This window comes from Microbacterium sp. H37-C3 (assembly GCF_027157935.1).
Taxonomy (GTDB): Bacteria; Actinomycetota; Actinomycetes; order Actinomycetales; family Microbacteriaceae; genus Microbacterium; species Microbacterium plantarum.
In genome coordinates, this window is sequence record NZ_JAPVLR010000006.1 from 121323 (window position 1) to 141017 (window position 19695).

Genomic DNA, 19695 nt, shown 5'->3' on the forward strand with positions numbered 1-19695 from the left:
ATGGCGCACACATTCACTTTCACCATCACCGTCGAGCTGGAACGCGAGCAAGGAAAGTTCGCGACCCGCGACGAGATGGCCGAGGCGATCATCGAGTGGCTGGAGAACGCCGACGAAGGCTCCATCTACGGCATCGGTGCCGACGGAGACAGCACCTACAACACCACCATGTGGGAAGTCGAGCAGGCATGACCGGCAACGAGCTCACACCGCACGTCGGCTCCGATGCGGTCTCCACCCGGGAGTCGCTCGTCGCTGCACGGACCGAGCTCGCCCGTCAACGTGCGTCGTTGGAAGCTGAGCAGGAACAGCAACGTACAGACCTCGAGCGGCAGCGCAAGGAACTGGAGGCCCAGTTCGACAAGGCGCGCCGTGAGCTCGAGGCGAGGATGGCTCCGCTAAAGGCGCAGCTGGAACAGATGGCGGAAGTGCTGTGGACCGTTGACCTCTACCTCGGCCGAGACGAAGAACTCCAGCTCGTGCGCGACGGCAAGCCGGCGCCTGCAGAGACCCCTATCACGTTGCGCCAGAAGGTGCTCGTGATGGCGGAGGAGTCGCTGATCATGATGGGCGGCACCTGCACCGGCCTGACCGCTGACAACATCCCCGAGTTCATCGACTGGCTCGTCTCCGACGCCGCCCACCTGGACCGTGTTCTCCCGGAGCCCAAGGGCGTCGTCGTGCTGATCCCCACCAAGGTGGAGTCCCGATCGGGGAACCCTTGGGAGGACGTCGGTCGCAACGCCGCGAACCAGCGCAGCTACTGGCTGCTGCGCAACGGCGAGAAGCTGTACCTACTCACGGTGGATCCCGAGCTCAGGATCCGGGACCGCGTGCTCCCGCGCAGGCGGGAGTTCGTCGAGGTCTTCGACCGCGGCCTGTTCGGCTTTGGGCGGGCATCCGGAGACCCCGTCCAACCGGGCAGCGAAGAGTGGTTCGCGATCGAGAAGATCGCCGACGCCCGACGCCGGCACTACATGCGGATCATGCTCGTGCTGCAAGGCCTCGTCGACCGCACGCCCGTATGGCACCCACTCCCACCCGCAGGGGTCAGCTTCCTCTCAATCGCCGACCAGGACGCCGGCAAGATCCAGCTGATCCAGGACGACGAAGACTCCATCCAACTGGGCGAGGGCGGCGAGAGCTTCGAGCAATGGCAGCGACGCCTCAATAGAAAGCTCCGCCCCGGGCTGCGCGTCATCGGCAACTGGGGCGTGCGGGACTTCCGATCCCTCTACGTCGACGGGGACCGCTGGACTCGCGGGTATCACCCCCGCATTCACCCAGGCAACGCCGAGTATCCGGACGCGTACGTACCGCACCTGATCGAAGGGCGCCGTGACGGCGGATTCGTCATCCGCTACGAACGCACTGAGCAGATCTACAAGCGCAACGTGCCCGTTCCTGGCGAGCCTGGCTACATCTACCGCGGCGAAACAGCGGTGCCCGCGAAAGTACGAGCCTCGTGCGTCGTCATGCCCGACGACTCCTGGGTGCTGCCGTTCGATCTGGTCAGCGTCCCCGAGCTCGAACGGTTCCTCTACTCGCGCGATGAGCGCAGCAAGCACTTCCTCTCCATGGTGCCCACCATCCGCGCAGCGCTCGATGCGAAGCGCTCCGAAGCGCAGCAGGAGAAAGACTTCCGCGGCCTCATCGGACAGCTGCTCGTGACAGAGGGTGCGGCCGCCGAAACGATCGACGAGCTCGTTGACGAGCTCGTGCACTGGTGGAAGCTCGCACACACCTGGACCCAACCGCTCAACGGCAGCGGCGCCCACGAGAAACGCGCCGCCGACCAGATCCTCGCCGAGTACCGCTCCCGCCGCGCGAGTGCCGTCGACGACGGAGCCCACCAGATGATCGAGCTGGGCAGTACCCTCCCGGGCGCGATCGCCGTAGCCCGGGACCGGCAGGGCAGATGGTTCGCATACACCCCCTCGCCCGACGACCGGAAGGCGCAGATCTACCTCGACGTGACCCGGCTCTACCGAAGCGGAAAGACCGGCCCCACCTCGCCCTGGCAGATTCTCCCGCAGCGCACCGCATCTGCACTCCACGTCGCCTGGCACACCAAAGCCTGGGCAACATGGACCTTCGGCGCGAACCCCGCTCATCATCTGACCGCACCTGAACGGCGCGCACTCATCGCCGACGCGATCGAGCGCACTCCCGGAAGAACGCTCTGCGTCACCGAACTGTGGGACCACCGCAACCCTGCCTCCCGCAAGCTCTTCACCTACGCCTGGGCGAGAGAAGGAACCCCCGCCGACGCCCAGGTCACCCCCACCCATGACCCGCTCTCATGGCATCAGGCCGACCCCGCCGTGCGCTCCTACGGCTGGGAGGTCACCCGCCGCAACGGAACCGCCACCCTGACTCCGACATCTGATTTCGGAGAAGCCCCATACGCCTTCTCGACCTACTCGGGAGGATCCAAGTGGGGCCACACCCCCTGGTGGCCCTCCGATGCCCACGACTACGGCGAGGCTCGCCCCACACTGGCCTGGGCCGACGAGCAACTCCTCGACGAACTGACCCAATGGCGCACGGCATGCCGCCTCGCCCAGAAGGCCGCAGACGACGATCGCGCCGCATTCGTGGCCGAGGCGAACCGCTACGCCGGCCCTGTCATGGCCCTCATCCAGCAGCAGATCACCGACGCCGCCCACGCGAGATTCACAGAGGACTACGGCACCAACGCCGAAGACCTCTGGCCGGCGCACCTGAAGTCCCTGAAGCTCGACCGCCACCTTCTCCACCCGCGCACCGTACAAGGCCTCATCGCGATCTCACTGCGCGACGCCCACCCCGTCGCCGGGAGAACCCTCGGCGCGCTCGCGGACTACGCCTCCCAACAGGGGAACGCACCCGGCTTCGAATGGCACCCGACCTACACCACCGGCGCCACGCCCGGGAGCCACCGCGTCGATCTCAACGGGTTCGACGCCATCATCGTCCCCGATCCGACCACCGAGGAGACCGGTAGGCCATGAACTACCCCCTGACCTTCACCAAGCAGATCCCCGACGCCCAGCTCATCGACCTGTGCGACCTTCTCGACGGCCGTACCTCGCCATGGCTGATCGCCACCGAAACCGACCTCGAGCAAGCGCAGGTCACCGTGACCCACAATCGCCCAGGCAGCGAGACAGACAGTGCCGTCACCACCGTGATCACCTTCACCGAGATCCTCGCCGCGCTCGCCGCGCTGCACGACGAGGGAGATCTCTGCTGCGCGGCCGCGATGGTCGATGACCACCTCGGCGCCGGATGCGCCGTCGACGCCGACCTCGTATTTCAGCGCGCCCTCTTCGGCGCATCCATCCATCGATAACCAGGAGGAGAAATGAACACCACAAAGACCGCGCCACTCGCAGATGAGCAGGTGGCCACGGCCGTGACCGTCACGGGAACCGTGCGCTCTCCGCTCACACTGATGCGCCGTATCTCCGATCACGTCGCGAGGGTCAGCTTCCGCATCGACGGGGCGGACGGTCCCTACAACGTGCATGCTTCGGGCGCACGCGCGGAGCTGCTCCGGATCGCCGTGCACAAGGGCGACACCGTCACCATCACCGCTGAGCGCGCAACCTTCAGCCACCCCGCACAGACGATCCCCGACCTCGAGGCTGAGTCGGTCAACCTCGAGGTCGCCTGAACGTATCAGGACGAGATCGGCTCAGTGAAGGCGCCGATCTCATCGAGCAGGCACAGGTAGCTGAACGCATCCGTCGGGGCGTCACCCCACGACAGGCCGCCGCTCGCGACGAACATGCGTCCTTCAACAGTGATCACCGTCACATCGCGGCCGAAAAGCCCCCCGTCGCGGATCCAACCATCCAGCGCGGCCGCGATCTCCGCCACGGTAGGCGTGTCCGCATCGACGATGTCCCAGTAGGCCTCTGGATCTACCTGCCCAGCAGTCGCGGCGCTCTGGAACGCGGCCGACGCGCACCGCGAGATCACCTCCACATCAAGGACCGGAGTTCCATCAGCGAGCACAGGAGCCGCGGCGACCGCGATCAACATGTCCGCACCCATCTCACACCGCCTCTCGCAAGACGACCGCGAGTCGCTCGATCTGTCGAGCCCGTTCCTCCGAAAGGCCCCGAGTCTCACCCGCGCCGTCGACACCTCCGGTGAAGATCACCGGCCCGAGGATCGGATTGGCGGCACCGAGATGGGCGAACTGCACCATCTCTGCGAGCGCATTGCGGTCACGCGGGGAGAACTCCGCCCAGCCGTTCTCGTTGGCGAAGAAATCAAGATCGTCGGCCAGTGACACCACCTCGATGTCTCCCTCCACGGCATCCGAGATCACGTCGTACGAGTCATCGCCGAGGTCTACTCGCTGCGTGACAAGTTCGCGCGATACCTTCATCGCCAGCCGCTTCATTTCCCTGCTCATCTCAAACCTCCATCTAGCATCCCTGACAGTTACAAAATAGCAGTAACGTCGGACATTGAGCCGGACAGAGGAGGGCGTCGACCTGCGGGCGTCGATAGCCTGAGCCAGGCGATCTCGATCGAACGAGGTGGGGGAGGGCGACATGGCTGGATTCGCGGACTTCGCGAGAGGGCTTGGGCGGGAGGCCTTGGGGCGAGTGCAGAGCGCTGCCTGGGATGAGCTGATCGTCGCCCGAGCCTGAACGGTGTCGGACCCCTCTCTAAGATGAGGGTAGAGGGGGACACAAAATGAGAGATCAGCTCAGCACACGCGCCGAGGCGATCGCCCGCGCCGCGCACGCCGGCCAGGTTGACAAGAGCGGTCAGCCCTACATCGATCACCCAGCGCGGGTCGCGGCTCGCGTGCAGGGGGATGAGCTGCTGGAGGCGATCGCCTGGCTCCACGACGTCGTGGAAGACACCGACGTGCAGCTGGTCGACCTGCAGGCGGAGTTCCCTCTCGAAGTGGTCGACGCCGTCGATGCCATCACCCACCGGCCCGGCGAACCGCGCGCCGACTACTACGCCCGCGTCAGCCGGAACCCCCTCGCGCGTCAGGTGAAAGACGCCGACATCGACGACAACACCGATCCGGCGCGCACCGCCCTGCTCGACGACGCCACCCGCTCCCGACTGGCCGCGAAGTACGCCGCGGCACGAGAGGCCCTCTCCCGTGTGTAGATCATCTGACGACGGCGGCCGCCGCTGTCTCGACCACCGCCACCTCCGCGAGGTCGACGTCGACGACCTTCGCCCTGCGGCCACCGACGATGCACCCGACGTCGATTGGGGAGAGCACCCGCCGTCGACGGCAGAGCTCTACGACACCTACGGCTCCACCGTCGCCGGCGCCGCGATCCACAAGCTCGAAGAAGTGGCCGCCATCGAGCCGGAGATCACCGCGGCGATCATCGACGCGGCCCCCTCAGGCTGCCGGATGCACAACCTCGAGTACCGGATGAAGTCGCCGGCATCCCTCGCAGGCAAGATCGAGAGCCGGATCCTGGTTGATCCCACCGCGACGCCGGTGGAGATCACGGGGCGCCTCACCGACTTCGTTCGCTACACCGTGGTCGCACCGACTCCCGATCGAGTCGTCCCTGCCGCACAGGAGACGCTGGAGGGTCTCGTCGCCAAGGGGTGGGAGGTGAAGGAGATCGAGCATTCCTTCGTCGACGGCAACCCGTACAAGGGCCTGCACTCGATCGTCGTGCACCACAGCGAGACCGACCAGGACGTAGAGATCCAGTTCCACTCCGAGGCCGGCGCCGCGATCAAAGACCGCTACCACCACGACTACGAAACGCTGCGCGATCAGACGCAGCCCTACCCGACGCGCGCCGCGGCCCACACGACCATGGTCAACGCCTGGAACATTGTCCCGACTCCGCCGGGCCTCGTCGACCTTCACATCGGCAGCGTCGTCGCCGTCGAGAAGGCCTATGGGCCACCAACACCTCCCACCCCGCCCCGCCCCTACCAAGACGGACTAAGATAAACTAAGATGTAGGCAATTGAGAATGGAGCGAGGAACACCATGAACCTCTATCTGGTCCGAAACGCCGCCGGCACCCCGGTCTGGATCGCGCACGAAGACAACGAGCAGCGCATCTGGACCTACGTGCAGAACACGGGCAAGTTCCACCTCAACCAGGGCCTCTACCGCGACTTCTACTTCGAGCACGCGAACACGTACACGCCCATCAGCGCCGACGATGCGCTGCAGCAGATCCGCAGCGGCATCGGCAAGCTCGATGAGCAGACCGTCGGCCACCTCGTCGAACGGTTCAAGCAGGATCCCGCCGCACGAACCGTCGAAGATGTCCTCGGCTCCTCACCGGTCCCCACGGCACGCCAGCAGGCGGAGGCTCGCGTCAACGCGCTCGTGCAGGCTCCCCGGGGGAAGTGGATGACCTGGAAGTCCTACCGGCTCGCAGAGAAGCAGCTCGCGCATGTCTCAGCGCGAGATCTCCGCCTGGGCAGGATCAAGATCGTCAACACCAAGGTCGGTGCCGTCGAGTCGCGCCTCGAGGAGGACGGCGAGAACGTCAACGTCATGGTCGCGCGAGCCGCCAACGGATAGTTCGACCGCACGACACAGCCACAGCAGTAGCGGCCGCCCCCTCGATTCAGGGGGGCGGCCGCTACTGCTGTGTCGGTCGGGTCTGGGTCACTCCACCTCGTGAGCGATCGCGCCGCGGTAGACCAGCAGCTGGTGCAACACGGGATGAGGGTTCGTCTCCTGCAGCTTCACCAGTGCCGCGGTCGCAACCGAGGGGCCACGCGACGTCGACGACGTCGACGGAAGGCCGAGATCTCCGAAGAGCACCTCCTGCAGCTGCCCGCGATCCTCGAGGCTCACCTCACGACCGAGCAGCCGATAGATCTCCTGCGCTGCGGCGAGCGCGGTGGTTCCGATCGCTGCGGCGCGGACGCGGCCCTTCTGGTTCTCTGCAGCTGCGCGTCGGCCGGCGATGAAGACGTCGGCTTCGAGCTTGTTGAACAGGGGAGTGCGGACGCCGGCGGGAGTGACCGGTTCAGGGAAGCCGGTGATGTACTGCCCGCTGGTCGGGGTACCGTACTTGTAGGCGGTCTTGAGTGAGATCTGCAGGGCGTTGGCGAGGTAGGAGAAGTCGACGAGCTTGGCCAGGTCGATCTTGAGCGGCTCGGGTGTGGGGTTCTCGGGTGCTCCGGGCTTGCGGTGCGCGTCGATGTATCGGTCGGCGTCGACGCGACGGAACAGTGGGGAGCGCTGGCCAGGGTTCACTGGTTTCGGGTAATCCTTGTGGCGGTGGCGGTATTCGCGTGCTGCCTTGGTGGTGGCGAGCCCGAGGCCGGCGGCGATGTAGTCGTATCCGACGAGGTCACGGCTGGCCATGGTCATCCTCCTGGGGGTTGGTGAGGTCGTGGTGAGCGTGGAGTGTGGGGCGACGCCAGTCGGCTTCGGTCTCCTCGAGCTCGCTCGAGGTGAGGATTATCCGATCAGGGTCGGTTGTCCCGCGATCGAGTCGCACGCGGATGCTGGCGCCGAGGCGATCGATGTACCGCCGAGCGGGGGTGCTCGCCCATCCTCCGTCGGTGCTGCAGGCGTCGATGTAGGCGAGGCGAGTGCGCTCCAGCTGCAGCACCAGATCGTCGACGAGCGTCGGGGTGAGAAGTTCTGCGACTGGCTGCCACTTGTACAGCTCTACGGATGCGGCGTGTGCGGCGTCGGTGAGGTTCTGGCCGAGGGTGTCGGCGGAGGTGACGAGGCGTTCGTGGTGGGTGGTGAGTTCGTCGTCGTCGCTGAGTGCGGCGACGGCTGCGGTGACGAGGAGGTCGATGCTGTCGCGGTGGAGCATCAGCGGGTGCCTTTCGTGATCGGGGCTGGTGTGCGGGTGATCGACGAGGAAGGCGGCACCCGGCTGGAGCTGTTGGGAATTGTCAGGTTCACAACAGGCTCGGACAACCTTCCCGCGCGGGGCGGCGTGCTCGACAGCCGGGTGCCTTGGCTCATGATATCCGTGGTGCTGCGGCGAGCGCGGCGCGGTACGTGTTCGGGGTAGGTGGGGTTCGTTGAGTTGGTCATTGGCTTTTTTCCCAGATCTTGTGGGTCTGGTGGAATTCGGGGGTGTCGTCTCTGTCTTGGGTGACGAGGAGTCGAGGTGGTCGTTGAGTTCGGCTTGTGACATCTGGCGGGGGTCGGGGTTCTCGCGCTGGTGCAGGCGCGATCGTTCGAGCACTCCCACCCTTCGGTGCCCCAGGGTATGGACCCGCGTGTCCCGATGCGGTGGCAGCGGTGGCATTCGAGGGTCTCGCCCGGTTTGCGATCGCCGGCGCTCGCTGGGGGTGTTCCCTGGATGCGGCGAGCGCGGCGCGGTGACGGCGGGCGAAGGCCGTGTGGTCGGCGCGGCTCATGTGGCGGGAGAGGCGGGCCTGTGCTTCTCGTGGGGTGCGGCCTTCGCTTGAGAAGCCACATCCGGGCTTTTGACAGCCGATCAGTGTCTCAGTCATCGAGGGTGCCTCCTTGGGACGGATGCGGCGAGCGCGGGGTGTCCCAGGTGCCGTCGGGGTTGAGGGGTGGTTTGCCGGCGTCGACCCATCGGCTCACAATTCCCCAGTCAGGGCGGGGGTGGGGAGCGCGTTCGCCGGGAGTGTTCATGCTGCGCTCGCCGGGGTGCCGGCTGCCCAGAGACGTCCGGCGCGGGTGGCGTCTTCGAAGCGGGTGAACCGGTAACGGGTCACGTCGCCTTCGACGTATGTGGCGAGGACGTATCGGTGGTCGGTGGTGGGGGCTGTGGGGTCGGTGCGGTAGGCCGCTGCGGCGGCGTAGCCGGGGCGCAGCCATTCGTTGCTGGGGGAGGGGTCGAACTTCTCGAAGCGGGCGTCGAGGTCGGAGTGGAGGCCGGTGACGGCGAAAAACTGGCCGACGCTGTCGTACAGGCCGGACTGCATGGCGGGGGTGGGATCCGCTGCGGTGATCTCGACGTGAGCGATGGAGTTTCGGAGGGTGATGCTGTGGGCGATCATGGTGTTCCCTTCGTGGTGGTGGTGGCGGCGGCGAGCGCTTGACCAGAAAATCTGTTGTTGTGAACCTGACAGTTACAGTCTAGCGGATGCCGCCGACGTTGGGAACCCCCGGGGAGGAGGTTTGTGGCCTCCTCCCCGGTCGCCGTCAGCTTTCCTCGGTGTCGTACACCTCGGTCTCGATGACGGTCAGCGCTCCCATCCGCGCCTCTTCGGCGATTTCGGTGACGTCGAAGTCGTCGAGGGCGTCGCCTCCGGCTGTCTCGCCATCGACGGCGCGGCGGCCGGTCGTCCACTCGACGGTGATCCGCAAAGTGACGTCGAAGTCGCGCTCGCGGCGCGGGCCGTTCATCGCCTCTGCCATGCGGTCGTACTCCTCGCAGAAGCTAGCGTGATCGGCGATCCGGCCAGCGCGTTCCCAGAACTCCGTGAGGCGGTAGTCGCCGCCATCGGTGATCTGCTCGGTGCGCAGCGCTTCGATCGTGAGGTTGCGCGCGGCGATCACTTCGTCACGCTCGGCGATCGTGCGCTGTGCTGCGGCAAGCTCGTTGCGTGCGCGGTCGAGTTCGCCGCTGAACCCGGCTCGGCGGTCGGTGACCACCGGCGCTGCTGGCAGCACCATTGTCCCTTCTCCGAGAGCGACCGGGGCGGTGGTGGTGATGTCTGTCATGTCATCCTCCTAGATAATGTTGTGAACCTGACATTTACAGACTACGGCGGGCCACCGACATTGGCACGGTCGACGGGGCGCATGGGGAAGCAATCTCGCCACGGCGACGAGCTAGGGTCGACACCGTCGGCGAGCGCTGCACGCACTCGGGCGATCACGGTCGGGAGGTCGCTCGGCACCAGGCCGTTGACTTGCGTGGTTCTGACAGCTGAGTGCTCCCACCCCGATCCCGGGTGATCGGCTGGTTGGCTCATCGGCGTCGCGAGTGTCTCATTCCTCTTTCACGATTGCGATTGCGCAACCGCGAGACATCCGAGATGAATTCGTCGGGGCGACCGTTCGAGTGGCCCTGCACGCGGGGCATGCCGTCGGGCGCGAAGGGTCGAATCTGTTGCATCGGTAGGCGGGTACTGTTCGAGTGTGAGTTCTCGTCGTCAACGACCTAAGGCGTGGTCGCCTGATCAGGAGGATGAGGTCCGATATGGGCGAGACCATGATCATCTCCGGTTCTTCATCAGTTCACGGATGAACGGCTCTCTCGACAGTGAGCGGAAGGTCGCGGCGGAGACAGTTGAGCGTCTCGTGACGCATCGAGCGTGGTGGTGGGAGCGGGATGCGCCGACGGGTGTTCTTCATTCGGAGCGTGAGTGCATCATGTTCGCACAGACCAGTGACGGGTTGATCCTTCTCGTTGCGGGTGAACTGAGCGGCATCGTCTACTCGGAGTATCAGGCCGCGAAGGACGCTTCTGCGGAGCGATACATCTTCATACGAGAAGAGGAAAGCCAACTGCTCCCGGACGATGTGAAGAGGTTTGTGGAGCAAGAACGAGGCACGTCTGTCACACGCAATTTCCAAAACGAGGCGGAGCTCGAGGTCGGCAGCTCTTCCCGTCCTCGACGCAACAGTGCCCGATCAGGGGATCGCGTCAGATGTGGCGGGCGCGGCCGTGGACGATCAGCGGAGTTTGTCGGAATCGGCGGAGGATCCGAAGGGGCTGGTCGTGTCGCAGCACTCGACTCGAGATCGCGGTGACGCGCTCGTGCCGGAACGCGAGGCTCCTACCGACCCGGTGCATGCGACTCGGACCGAGCTCACCTCGCGGTAGCCTCGCGTCGACGCTCATATTGCCGCAGGGTCAACCCCGTCGATCACCGTGCGATTCCGTGACACTTGTCTCGCTGGTGGCGCTCCCGCCATGCTACTGAACCGGTTGATGAAAAATTATCGCTCCAGAGCTTTCACTCGCTCGGCATGGGCACGCGTCAATCGAGGTGGAACACCTCGGGGAGGGTCATCCACCACTCACCCTCAGCACGCTCGGCGAACGGCTGCTGCATGGGGTTCATGATCTCCCACCACCGCTGCGTCTCCGGGTCGGCGGCGATCGCCGCCATGTCAGCGTCGTAGTCGTCGCCGGTGTACTCGAGGTAGCTGAAGAGAGTCGTCCCGTGGCGGAAGATCGAGTAATTCGACATGTGGCTCGCGGTCAGCCGACGGAGCACACCCGGCCACACCTCTCGGTGGTAGCGCTCGTACTCGTCGATGCGGTCCGGGTCGAGCCGGATCACGGCGGCGATACGTCGGGTAATCATCTGTTCTCTCCCAGGGGTCGTATGTGGATGAGCTGCTGGGCGCGCAGCTCGTCCCACAGTGCGTCGGGTACGTCCCGGGCGCATCGCTGCACATTGCTCTGCGCTTGTGGACCGTTGCGCGCGCCCAGGACGACGGAGATCACCTGTGGGTCCCGTAGGCAATACGCCACGGCCGCGGTGGGGAGGTCCACGTCGAAGTGCTCGCAGACATCAGCGATCCGGTTCGCTCGTTCGATCATCGACGTGGGCGCCGGACCGTACTCGAACTGCGCATCGGCGGCGGGGCGGGTCCGACTGAGCAGACCGGAGTTGTACACGCCGGCTGCGACGATCGACGTCGCGGTCTCGGCGGCGGCCGGGAAGAGCTCATCACGCGCGCTGGCGTCCAGAAGCGTGAACCGTCCGGCGATCATCACCAGGTCGAGGGCTCCCGAGCGTGTCAGTTCCGCAGCCGTACCGGCTTCTTTGGTGCCGACGCCGATGGCACCCACGGTGCCTTCGTCGCGAAGCGCGGCCATGGCCGGAATCGCGTTATCCAGGGCGTCACGCTCGTGACCCTCCGGGTCGTGGAGGTAAAGGATGTCGATGCGATCGGTGCCGAGCCGCATCAGGCTGGCGTCGAGGCTCCGACGGATACCGTCTCGCGAGTAGTCCCGCACCCGACGAAGCGCGGCCGGGACGGCAAACCCCTCGTCGTCCTGGCGGTGCGCTGTCTCGGGCGATGGCTGGAGAAGGCGGCCGACCTTCGTCGAGAGGAGATACTGCTCGCGCGGGAACTCGCTGAGGAGGCGTCCGGCGCGTGTTTCCGACAGCCCGAGGCCGTAGTGGGGTGCCGTGTCGTAGTAGCGCACGCCGGCATCCCACGAGGTGCGCACCACCTCCGCAGCCTCGGCATCGGCGGTCACTCGCCCCATGTTTCCGAGCTGGGACAGGCCCAGGCCGAGCCGATTGATCCGCTGGACAGTCTCGTTCGCAGCGCCCATCAGTCGATGTTCATTCCGACATCGTTCCGAGGGCCCCGGGGTGCCAGCCCGTACACATCCGTCGCCGTCTGAGAGAGCACCGCCTCTCGCTCATCATCCCCGAGGTGGAGGAGGCACTGCGAGATGCCATCCCACACTCGGCGGTAGCCGCCGGCGCGGACCGAGATCGGCCAGTCACCGCCGTACATCAGACGCTCGGGGCCGAACACTTCGAGCGCGTGATCGACGATCGGTCGCAGGTCGTCAGGCGTCCACGCCGCGGGGCGTGAATCGTCGTACAGGCCCGACAGCTTCGCGGCGGTGAGGGGGTTTGCGGCGACGGTTCGAATCGCCCTGCGCCACTCTCCGAGGTCACCACCCACGGGGGGCTTACCGAGATGATCGACGACGAGTCGGAGTCGCGGATGCCTCTCGGACACGGTCGTGAGGTTGTACAGATGACGCGAGGAGACCGCGACGACGTCGAACGGCAGCCCGAGGGCTTCCAAGACACCGAGGCCCTCGTCGAAGGCTTCCCTCAGCATCCAGTCCGGGTCCGGATGGTGGTGGATCAGATTACGCACACCGACCACTCGTTCGTGGCGTGTGGTCGGGTCCAGGTCGTGGGCGAGCTGGACCGGGTCCGACACGGGGGAGTACATCACGATCCCGAGCACCTCGGGGTGAGCGTCCGCGGCACGTTCCATCAGTCGGGCGTCGTCAGGGTCGTCAGACGCCTCGACCAGAACGCATCCTTCGACCCCCACCTCGCGATGCAGGGGAAGAGCCTCATCGAGTGCGAAGGCGCGGTCGATGGGGTGGAGATCAGAGGTGAGCCACGGGTACGACGCCTGAGCGGGGTCCCAAATGTGCTGATGGGCATCGATGACCATGATGTTCTCCAATCTCGGTCGAGATCACGCTCGACCCTACAATGGTCAGATGACTGAGGAAACGGTGCGTGCGAGTCGGTCGCAGACGGATGTCGTCGTGGAGGGCATCAAGGGCATGATCCTGGCCGGCGACCTTCGGCCGGGCGATCGCCTTCCCATCGAACGGGATCTCGCGGAGCGGCTCGATGTCTCGCGCGGGCCCCTGCGGGAGGGGGTGCGCGCCCTGTGCATTATGGGGGTCTTGGCAACCCGGCAGGGTGACGGGACGTACGTCACCTCTCTCGATCCCGGGTTGCTGTTGGCGCCCATGAGCTTCCTCGTCGACCTGCAGAGCCCCGACGGGGTGCGCCACTTGCAGGCGGTTCGCCGGGTTCTCGAGGCCGAAGCCGTCGTCCAGGCGACGCTGCACATCGACGACGCGGCGCTCGCCGAGGCGTCGAAGCTCCTGCGCGATGCCGGTGCTCTGCTCGACGAGCCGGCCGCCGACCATGAAGCGTTCATGGAGGCCGACATCGCCTTCCACCGCATCATCGCGAGAGCCTCCGGCAACCCCGCGCTCGAGGGAATGATCGATGCGCTGGCCGGGCGTACCATCCGAGCCCGACTCTGGCGTGCGATCAGCGAAGAGGGCGCGGAGGCTCGTACGCACGCCGATCACATGTCGATCTTCGCCGCGATGCGTCGGCGGGACCCGGATGCCGCACGAATCCGGATGTCGGCCCACCTGCTCGGCGTCGAGGACTTCCTGATCGATCACGACGAGAGCGACGCCATCTCCCGGCTCTCCTGAAGCCTGGCGCTCCACCGCGGTCCGTCGGGGTAGGTGTACTCCGCGACCGAGGCGGCGTGCATCTGGGCGCTGTAGCCGGGCTGCGAGGGGAGCCGGTACGCGCCGTTCTCCACGATGCAGGGGTCGACGAAGTGTTCGTGGAGGTGGTCGACGAACTCGGTGACGCGGTTCTCGAGGGTGCCGGAGACGGCGACGTAGTCGAACACCGACAGGTGTTGGACCAGTTCGCACAGGCCGACTCCGCCGGCGTGGGGGCACACCGGCACGTCGAACTTCTTGGCCATGAGGTACACGGCGAGGATCTCGTTGATGCTCGCCAGGCGGGCCGAGTCGAGCTGGCAGAAGTCGATCGCTTCGGCCTGGAACATCTGCTTGAACAGGACCCGGTTCATCCCGTGCTCGCCGGTGGCCACCCCGATGGGGGCGACGGCCTTGCGGACGGCCGCGTGTCCCAGGACGTCGTCGGGGCTGGTGGGCTCTTCGATCCACAGGGGTTTGAACTCCGCCAGTCGCTGCACCCACTCGATGGCCTCGGGCACATCCCACATCTGGTTCGCGTCGATCATGAGCGTCGCCTCCCACCCGATGACCTCCCGCGCGATCGAACAGCGCCGGATGTCGTCGTCGATGTCCGCTCCCACCTTCAGCTTCACATGCCGGTACCCGTCGTCGACGGCTTCCTTCAGCAGCGTCCTGAGGCGGTCGTCTTCGAACCCGAGCCATCCTGCGCTCGTCGTATAGCACGGGTACCCGGTGCGCTCCAGCTCGGCGATGCGAGCCGTGCGGCCCGGCACCATCTCCTCGAGCATGTGCACCGCCTCGTCCGGGGTGAGGGCATCCGTGATGTACTGGAAGTCGATGATTGAAACGAGCTCGCTCGGCGACATGTCTGCGAGCAGTCGCCACAGCGGCTTCCCGGCCGCCCGCGCGGCCAGATCCCACACGGCATTCATCACGGCCGCCGTGGCGAGATGGATCACGCCCTTCTCGGGCCCGAGCCAGCGAAGTTGCGAGTCGGTCTTGAACTCGCGGTAGACGCCACCGAGATCACCGACGACCTCCGCCACCGATCGCCCGACCAGCGTCGCCGCACGACGCTCCGCGGCGAGCACGCACACATCGTTGCCTCGTCCGATCGTGAAGGTGAAGCCGTAGCCGGCCAGGGTCGGGTCGTCCGTTTCGAGCACGACGTACGCAGCGGAGTAGTCCCCGTCCTTGTTCATCGCGTCGGAGCCGTGCAGCTCGTCGGACGTGGGGAATCGAACGTCGCTGACACGTACCCCGGTGATGGTCGTCATATCTCTACTCCTGTTTTCGAACGTTCAAGGCGCTTCATCACGCCAGAACGAGTAATTCCTCAGACCTATGATACATAGATCAGATCTTTATTGCCCCTCGATGATGGGTGGGATTCGGGCGGCGTCCGGATCCTTGGGGAAACGAAGGCGGACCACCGGAACCGCTGCCGAGTCGTCGGGCAACGTGACGTGGACACCCTCGTGGTCCTGTCGCCAGTCGACGTCCTGCGCCGATGCCATCGACTGCACGCGTTCGACCGGCGACGCGTGGGGGGCGCCCCATGCCAGCGATGTGATGGTCACGGTCTCGCCGCCTTTCGCGCCGAGGAAGATGGCGTAGAGGTCGCCGCGCGCCGTGGTGAAACGGATGTCCTCACGCACGTACGGGTCGCGGGCGACATCGTTGAAGGTCCCGGGCACGATCCTCGTCGGCCCCTCTCCGGCAATGCGCCACGGGGTGGTGCCGTAGATGGCTTCACCGTTCGCGTGGAGCCAATCGCCCACTTCCGTCAGGATGCGCTGCTCGTCGTCGGGGATGCGGCCGGCGGCATCGGGTCCGACGTTGAGCAGGAGCGCCCCGTTCTTGCTGACGACGTCCGCCAGATCGGCGATCAGATCGCGCGAGCGCTTGTAGTCGTGTCCGTCGACGAACCCCCACGAGTTCTTCGATACCGCCGTGTCGTTCTGCCAGAACCGCTCGGAGATGCCCTCCGTCTGACCGCGCTCGACGTCGAGGACGGCGGCGCCGGGCGCGAAGGCGTCGAACTTGTAGTTGATCGCCACCTCCCGGCCCCACTCGTGTCCCCGGTTGTAATAGAAAGCCGCGAGTCGGCGAAGGTACGGTTCGAACGCGGGCTGCTCGATCCACCAGTCGAACCAGAGCAGCAGCGGGCGGTACCGATCGATGATCTCCGCCGTTCGGACGAGCCAATCCTCGAGGAATGCCTCGTCGGGCTGAAGAGTGTCCGGGGCCGCGGGGCCGTACAGCGATCGCGTCGGACCGGGGGTCAGGACGTCGCTGTCAATACCGGCACCGCCGTGGAAGAACCACCAGTTCTCCGCACGATGGGACGAGGCGCCGAAGCTCATCGATTGCCTGGCCGCCGCTGTCGCCAGCTCGCCGAGCACATCCCGCTTCGGACCCATCGTCGAGGCGCGCCACGGGGTGAAGGAGCAGTCGTACATCGCGAAACCGTCGTGGTGCTCCGCGACGGGTACGACGAATCGCGCCCCCGCTCTTCGGAACAAGCGCATCCACTCATCGGGGTCGAAGGCCTCGCCCGTCAGCTCGGGGATGAACCTCTCGTACCCGTGCTCGTCGACGGGGCCGTAGCGCGCCACGTGGTGACGGTGGGTCTCGGTCCACGGCAGGTACATCTTCCGGCCGTACCAGTCGCCGCCGCCCATCTCTCCGAAGCTCGCGTCGCAGTGAGCGGGCACGGCGAAGACACCCCAATGGATGAAGATCCCGAACTTGCCCTCGCGATACCAGCGGGGGACGGGCACATTCCGCAGGCTCTCCCACGTGGCGTCGTACGGGCCGGATGCGATGACCTGGGCGACGGTCTCGAGGTAGTCGTGGTGAGCGGGAGTGTCGAGATCGCCTAGCCGCGGCGACGTCACGACAGGCCCGCCGGGATCGGCTGGCGGGAGTCTGGCTGATCGCCTACGCGGGCCTGTGCGTTCCACAGGGCGCGAGTGAGTCGATCCCGCGTTTCCCGATAGGCGGGATCGTGATAAACGTTCCGCAACTCGTCGGGGTCCTGCTCGAGGTCGTACAACTCCCACTCCCCGCTGTAGACGAAGCCGGTGGTCCCGGGCAGATCGTATCCATCGTTGTAGTAGTAGATGAGCTTGTACTGCGCATCTCTCCAGCCGTAGTGACCGGGGGTGTTGTGACTCACATCACCGTGTTCCCAGTAGCGGTAGTACATCCCCTCGGCGGGCGCATCCGGTTCGCGCGTTCGGGAGATCGGTTCGAGGTCGGGCCAGAAGCTCCGCCCCTGCATGCGCGCGTGGGGAGCGACATCGGCGGCCTCGAGGATGCTGTGAGCGAAGTCGACGTTGGTGACGATGCCGTCGTGCACTCGCCCGCCTGGAATCTCGCGAGGATAGCTGACCAGCAGCGGCATCCGGATGGAGGGGTCGAACATGAGCCGCTTGTCGAACCAGCCGTGGTCCCCGAGGAAGAAGCCCTGGTCGGAGGAGTACATCATGAGGGTGTCGTCCAGGTCGCCGCGGTCACGAAGCCACGACGTGAGCCGACCGACGTTGTCGTCCACCGAGGCGACGCACCGGAGGTAGTCCTCCATGTAGCGCTGGTATTTCCACAGCGATTCCTCTTCGTAGGTCAGGCCCTCGGGAGGGTCGACCTTCAGGTCATTGCGGTCGAGGTGATCGGCGACGCGCATGGCCGTGCGGCGAACGGAGCTTGTGCGCGTGTCGTAGTCGTCGTGGTAGGTGCCCGGCACCGGAATCGGGTCGGAGTACATCGTCGCGTGGGCCTCGTCCGGCTCCCACGAGCGGTGCGGCGCTTTGTGCCACACGAGCATGCACCAGGGGGCGTCGTCGTCCTGCGCGTCAGCCCACTCGATCGCCAGATCGGTGATGATGTCCGTCGCGTACCCCTCGACGGTCCGAACGCCGTCCGGCGAGAGGAATCGGGGGTTGTGGTACTCGCCCTGTTCGATGAGCACGTCCCAGTAGTCGAACCCTTCGGGGTTGTGGCCCTCACCGTCTCCCATGTGCCACTTGCCGATCATGGCGGTCCGGTAGCCGGCTTCCCGCAGTTGCGAGATGAAGGTCGGCTGCGACGCGTCGATCGGTGTGTAGAGGGTGCGAACACCGTTCACGTGCGAGTGTGTTCCGGTGAGGATGGACGCCCTTGACGGGGAGCAGAGCGCGTTGGTGGCGAAGCAGGAGTCGAAGCGCCACCCTCGCTCGGCGATGGCGTCGATATGCGGCGTGCGGTTCACAACGGATCCGTACGCGCTCACGGCGTGCGCGGCGTGGTCGTCGGTCAAGATCAGCACGATGTTCGGTCGACGCGAGGTCATCTTCGCTCCTCTTCTCGGTTTGGCTTAATCATCATATGATGAAAGCGCTAGTTCACGCTAGGACGCGCAATCTTGTGAGGAGCTTGCGCCACAACGCCAGAATGATATGATCAATCCCGCCTGCTGGATCATGCATACGAAGGAGTAGCAGCAATGATGAAACAACGACGTATCGGGGCCGCGGTCGCCGCGGTGGCCGCGTTGACGCTCGCCGTTGCGGGGTGCTCGTCAGAGACCGGTGGAGACGCCGGCAACGACGGCGAACCGGTCGAACTGGAATTCATGGCGTGGGCGCCGGGCATCGAGAAGCCCATCGAGGTCTGGAACGAGCAGAACCCCAACATCCAGATCAAATTCACGCGCATGCCCAACGGCGAGGAGACCAGCGTGAAGATCAGCTCGTCGGTCGCGGCGGGGAACGCCCCGTGCCTGGCGCAGCTCGCGAACACTCTCACGGCCGGATATGTCGCCAACGGCTACCTCGAGGATCTCAGCGAGTACGCCGCAGACGTCGAAAGCCAGTTCCTCCCTTGGGCCTGGGCCGAGTACTCGTTCGGGGACGCAGCATACGGAATCCCTCAGGACACCGGGCCGATGATGTTGTACTACCGCACCGACGTCTACGACGAGCTCGGCCTGACCGCGCCCACCTCCTGGGAGGAGTACGCCGAGCAGGCGGCGACGATCAACGCCGCGAACCCCGAGATGTACGGCGCGTTCGTCGGCACCAACGATCCGGGCGGCTTCGCGAGCTTCTCGGCGCAGAACGGTGCGGAGTGGACCTCGGTCGACGGAGAGTCGTGGCGCGTGGCCGTCGACTCGCCCCAGACCATCGAGGTCGCCGAGTACTGGCAGGGGCTGCTCGACGACGGCATCGCACTGGCCGGTCCGCGGTACGACCCCAGCTTCTTCAAGCTCCTGTCGGACTCGACCCTCGTCAACTACGTCGGCGCGGCGTGGAACGCGGGCCTCATCTCGTCGAACGTCCCCGACCAGGCCGGCAATTGGGCCGTGGCCCAGATGCCGACGTGGGCCGATGGAGCGACCGCCAACAACGGGGGAAGCGCGGTCGGCGTGCTGGCCGGCTGTGAGCACATCCCCGAGGCCGTCGAGTTCGCCACCTGGCTGAACACGTCCGAGGAGTCCTGGAACTTCATGGCCGACCCCGAAGAGGGCGGCAGTCTGTACCCGGCGGCGATCGAGGCGCTCGACTACGAGATCTTCGATCAGCCGAACGAGTACTTCGGCGGGCAGGTGCTGGGGGACGCGTTCGCGGAATCGGCGAGCAACGTCGAGGGCTACTGGGCATGGGGTCCCAGTGCGAATGAGACCCTGACGGCATTCCGGGACGGACTCGCAGACGTCTCCCAGGGGCGCATGACCCTTCCCGAGGTCGTCGAAGAGGCGCAGGCGGACACCGTCGACGCCATGGAAGAGCGCGGGCTCTCGGTCGTCACCGACTAGTCGCCACCGACCACA

Annotated in this window: 21 protein-coding genes; 9 read left to right on the forward strand and 12 right to left on the reverse strand. The window is 65.8% G+C overall.

The features are described from left to right. Genes O1W71_RS14910 through O1W71_RS14925 form a run of 4 tightly spaced genes read left to right on the forward strand, consistent with a single transcriptional unit; the run spans window position 1 to window position 3658 of the window. A complete protein-coding gene (locus O1W71_RS14910) occupies window positions 1-192 on the forward strand; it encodes a hypothetical protein (RefSeq protein WP_269268621.1) in 192 nt (63 codons plus the stop codon). After that, a complete protein-coding gene (locus tag O1W71_RS14915; protein WP_269268622.1) occupies window positions 189-2993 on the forward strand; it encodes a hypothetical protein in 2805 nt (934 codons plus the stop codon). Before O1W71_RS14910 ends, O1W71_RS14915 begins: the two co-directional genes overlap by 4 nt. Beyond that, the gene (locus O1W71_RS14920; protein WP_269268623.1) at window positions 2990-3334 is read left to right on the forward strand and encodes a hypothetical protein; all 345 of its coding nucleotides are present in this window, start codon (window positions 2990-2992) and stop codon (window positions 3332-3334) included. The genes O1W71_RS14915 and O1W71_RS14920 overlap by 4 nt, the downstream gene beginning before the upstream one ends. Window positions 3335-3346: 12 nt before the next feature. Continuing rightward, window positions 3347-3658 carry a hypothetical protein gene (locus O1W71_RS14925; protein WP_269268624.1) on the forward strand — a complete coding sequence of 104 codons (312 nt, stop codon included), beginning with the start codon at window positions 3347-3349 and terminating at the stop codon, window positions 3656-3658. 5 nt (window positions 3659-3663) lie between these two features. Here the strand turns inward: O1W71_RS14925 and O1W71_RS14930 are convergent, their stop codons facing one another. Together O1W71_RS14930 and O1W71_RS14935 are read right to left on the reverse strand one after the other, a co-directional pair. Beyond that, window positions 3664-4029, reverse strand: coding sequence for a hypothetical protein (locus O1W71_RS14930; RefSeq protein ID WP_269268625.1), 366 nt, complete (start codon window positions 4027-4029; stop codon window positions 3664-3666). 13 nt (window positions 4030-4042) lie between these two features. Continuing rightward, window positions 4043-4396, reverse strand: a complete 354-nt coding sequence (locus O1W71_RS14935) for a DUF3846 domain-containing protein (RefSeq protein WP_269268626.1) — start codon at window positions 4394-4396, stop codon at window positions 4043-4045. Between the two features lie 299 nt (window positions 4397-4695). Here O1W71_RS14935 and O1W71_RS14940 point away from each other — a divergent pair, with 299 nt between their 5' ends. The 3 genes from O1W71_RS14940 to O1W71_RS14950 are packed head-to-tail and all read left to right on the forward strand — an operon-like array spanning window position 4696 to window position 6529. Next, on the forward strand, window positions 4696-5127 hold the full coding sequence (locus O1W71_RS14940) for an HD domain-containing protein (protein ID WP_017831627.1): 432 nt from the start codon (window positions 4696-4698) through the stop codon (window positions 5125-5127). Further along, entirely contained in the window at window positions 5120-5944 is an 825-nt protein-coding gene (locus O1W71_RS14945; RefSeq protein ID WP_269268628.1) for a hypothetical protein, read from the forward strand. Before O1W71_RS14940 ends, O1W71_RS14945 begins: the two co-directional genes overlap by 8 nt. 39 nt (window positions 5945-5983) lie before the next feature. Next, window positions 5984-6529 (forward strand): hypothetical protein, encoded by a 546-nt coding sequence (locus O1W71_RS14950; RefSeq protein ID WP_269268629.1) that lies wholly within the window; start codon window positions 5984-5986, stop codon window positions 6527-6529. A gap of 87 nt (window positions 6530-6616) precedes the next feature. Here the strand turns inward: O1W71_RS14950 and O1W71_RS14955 are convergent, their stop codons facing one another. From O1W71_RS14955 to O1W71_RS14985, 7 genes are all read right to left on the reverse strand, one after another. Continuing rightward, the gene (locus O1W71_RS14955) at window positions 6617-7324 is read right to left on the reverse strand and encodes a DNA polymerase (RefSeq protein ID WP_269268631.1); all 708 of its coding nucleotides are present in this window, start codon (window positions 7322-7324) and stop codon (window positions 6617-6619) included. Next, window positions 7311-7787: a hypothetical protein gene (locus O1W71_RS14960; protein WP_269268632.1), complete on the reverse strand. Its 477-nt coding sequence runs from the start codon at window positions 7785-7787 to the stop codon at window positions 7311-7313. The genes O1W71_RS14955 and O1W71_RS14960 overlap by 14 nt, the downstream gene beginning before the upstream one ends. Before the next feature lie 796 nt (window positions 7788-8583). Beyond that, entirely contained in the window at window positions 8584-8955 is a 372-nt protein-coding gene (locus O1W71_RS14965; protein WP_269268633.1) for a hypothetical protein, read from the reverse strand. Window positions 8956-9100: 145 nt separating this feature from the next. After that, complete coding sequence (locus O1W71_RS14970) at window positions 9101-9622, reverse strand: hypothetical protein (RefSeq protein ID WP_269268634.1); 522 nt, start codon at window positions 9620-9622, stop codon at window positions 9101-9103. Window positions 9623-10887: 1265 nt separating this feature from the next. Then, on the reverse strand, window positions 10888-11217 hold the full coding sequence (locus tag O1W71_RS14975; RefSeq protein WP_269268635.1) for an L-rhamnose mutarotase: 330 nt from the start codon (window positions 11215-11217) through the stop codon (window positions 10888-10890). After that, window positions 11214-12200, reverse strand: a complete 987-nt coding sequence (locus tag O1W71_RS14980; RefSeq protein ID WP_269268636.1) for an aldo/keto reductase — start codon at window positions 12198-12200, stop codon at window positions 11214-11216. Before O1W71_RS14980 ends, O1W71_RS14975 begins: the two co-directional genes overlap by 4 nt. Then, a complete protein-coding gene (locus tag O1W71_RS14985; protein WP_269268637.1) occupies window positions 12200-13072 on the reverse strand; it encodes an amidohydrolase family protein in 873 nt (290 codons plus the stop codon). The genes O1W71_RS14980 and O1W71_RS14985 overlap by 1 nt, the downstream gene beginning before the upstream one ends. A 49-nt stretch (window positions 13073-13121) precedes the next feature. Here O1W71_RS14985 and O1W71_RS14990 point away from each other — a divergent pair, with 49 nt between their 5' ends. Then, window positions 13122-13862, forward strand: a complete 741-nt coding sequence (locus O1W71_RS14990) for a FadR/GntR family transcriptional regulator (RefSeq protein WP_269268639.1) — start codon at window positions 13122-13124, stop codon at window positions 13860-13862. On the opposite strand, the gene O1W71_RS14995 is transcribed toward O1W71_RS14990, so the two are convergent. From O1W71_RS14995 to O1W71_RS15005, 3 genes are all read right to left on the reverse strand, one after another. Further along, window positions 13826-15160: an L-fuconate dehydratase gene (locus O1W71_RS14995; protein ID WP_269268640.1), complete on the reverse strand. Its 1335-nt coding sequence runs from the start codon at window positions 15158-15160 to the stop codon at window positions 13826-13828. The two genes, O1W71_RS14990 and O1W71_RS14995, sit on opposite strands and share 37 nt — an antisense overlap. A gap of 87 nt (window positions 15161-15247) precedes the next feature. Further along, entirely contained in the window at window positions 15248-16783 is a 1536-nt protein-coding gene (locus tag O1W71_RS15000; RefSeq protein ID WP_269268642.1) for an alpha-L-fucosidase, read from the reverse strand. After that, the gene (locus O1W71_RS15005; RefSeq protein ID WP_269268644.1) at window positions 16780-18216 is read right to left on the reverse strand and encodes a sulfatase family protein; all 1437 of its coding nucleotides are present in this window, start codon (window positions 18214-18216) and stop codon (window positions 16780-16782) included. Before O1W71_RS15005 ends, O1W71_RS15000 begins: the two co-directional genes overlap by 4 nt. Before the next feature lie 153 nt (window positions 18217-18369). Here O1W71_RS15005 and O1W71_RS15010 point away from each other — a divergent pair, with 153 nt between their 5' ends. Then, entirely contained in the window at window positions 18370-19680 is a 1311-nt protein-coding gene (locus tag O1W71_RS15010; protein ID WP_269268645.1) for an ABC transporter substrate-binding protein, read from the forward strand. Window positions 19681-19695: the final 15 nt, after the last annotated feature.

Excerpts from the sequence above, each read along its gene's own strand:
- O1W71_RS14920 (WP_269268623.1), top strand. The coding sequence starts at position 2,990 with ATGAACTACCCCCTGACCTTCACCAAGCAGATCCCCGACGCCCAGCTC.
- O1W71_RS14990 (WP_269268639.1), top strand. The coding sequence starts at position 13,122 with ATGACTGAGGAAACGGTGCGTGCGAGTCGGTCGCAGACGGATGTCGTC.
- O1W71_RS14975 (WP_269268635.1), bottom strand. The coding sequence starts at position 11,217 with ATGATTACCCGACGTATCGCCGCCGTGATCCGGCTCGACCCGGACCGC.
- O1W71_RS14965 (WP_269268633.1), bottom strand. The coding sequence starts at position 8,955 with ATGATCGCCCACAGCATCACCCTCCGAAACTCCATCGCTCACGTCGAG.
- O1W71_RS14950 (WP_269268629.1), top strand. The coding sequence starts at position 5,984 with ATGAACCTCTATCTGGTCCGAAACGCCGCCGGCACCCCGGTCTGGATC.
- O1W71_RS14985 (WP_269268637.1), bottom strand. The coding sequence starts at position 13,072 with ATGGTCATCGATGCCCATCAGCACATTTGGGACCCCGCTCAGGCGTCG.
- O1W71_RS14935 (WP_269268626.1), bottom strand. The coding sequence starts at position 4,396 with ATGAAGCGGCTGGCGATGAAGGTATCGCGCGAACTTGTCACGCAGCGA.
- O1W71_RS14960 (WP_269268632.1), bottom strand. The coding sequence starts at position 7,787 with ATGCTCCACCGCGACAGCATCGACCTCCTCGTCACCGCAGCCGTCGCC.
- O1W71_RS14925 (WP_269268624.1), top strand. The coding sequence starts at position 3,347 with ATGAACACCACAAAGACCGCGCCACTCGCAGATGAGCAGGTGGCCACG.
- O1W71_RS14910 (WP_269268621.1), top strand. The coding sequence starts at position 1 with ATGGCGCACACATTCACTTTCACCATCACCGTCGAGCTGGAACGCGAG.
- O1W71_RS14940 (WP_017831627.1), top strand. The coding sequence starts at position 4,696 with ATGAGAGATCAGCTCAGCACACGCGCCGAGGCGATCGCCCGCGCCGCG.
- O1W71_RS15010 (WP_269268645.1), top strand. The coding sequence starts at position 18,370 with ATGATGAAACAACGACGTATCGGGGCCGCGGTCGCCGCGGTGGCCGCG.
- O1W71_RS14955 (WP_269268631.1), bottom strand. The coding sequence starts at position 7,324 with ATGGCCAGCCGTGACCTCGTCGGATACGACTACATCGCCGCCGGCCTC.
- O1W71_RS14995 (WP_269268640.1), bottom strand. The coding sequence starts at position 15,160 with ATGACGACCATCACCGGGGTACGTGTCAGCGACGTTCGATTCCCCACG.
- O1W71_RS15005 (WP_269268644.1), bottom strand. The coding sequence starts at position 18,216 with ATGACCTCGCGTCGACCGAACATCGTGCTGATCTTGACCGACGACCAC.
- O1W71_RS14970 (WP_269268634.1), bottom strand. The coding sequence starts at position 9,622 with ATGACAGACATCACCACCACCGCCCCGGTCGCTCTCGGAGAAGGGACA.
- O1W71_RS14915 (WP_269268622.1), top strand. The coding sequence starts at position 189 with ATGACCGGCAACGAGCTCACACCGCACGTCGGCTCCGATGCGGTCTCC.
- O1W71_RS14980 (WP_269268636.1), bottom strand. The coding sequence starts at position 12,200 with ATGGGCGCTGCGAACGAGACTGTCCAGCGGATCAATCGGCTCGGCCTG.
- O1W71_RS14930 (WP_269268625.1), bottom strand. The coding sequence starts at position 4,029 with ATGTTGATCGCGGTCGCCGCGGCTCCTGTGCTCGCTGATGGAACTCCG.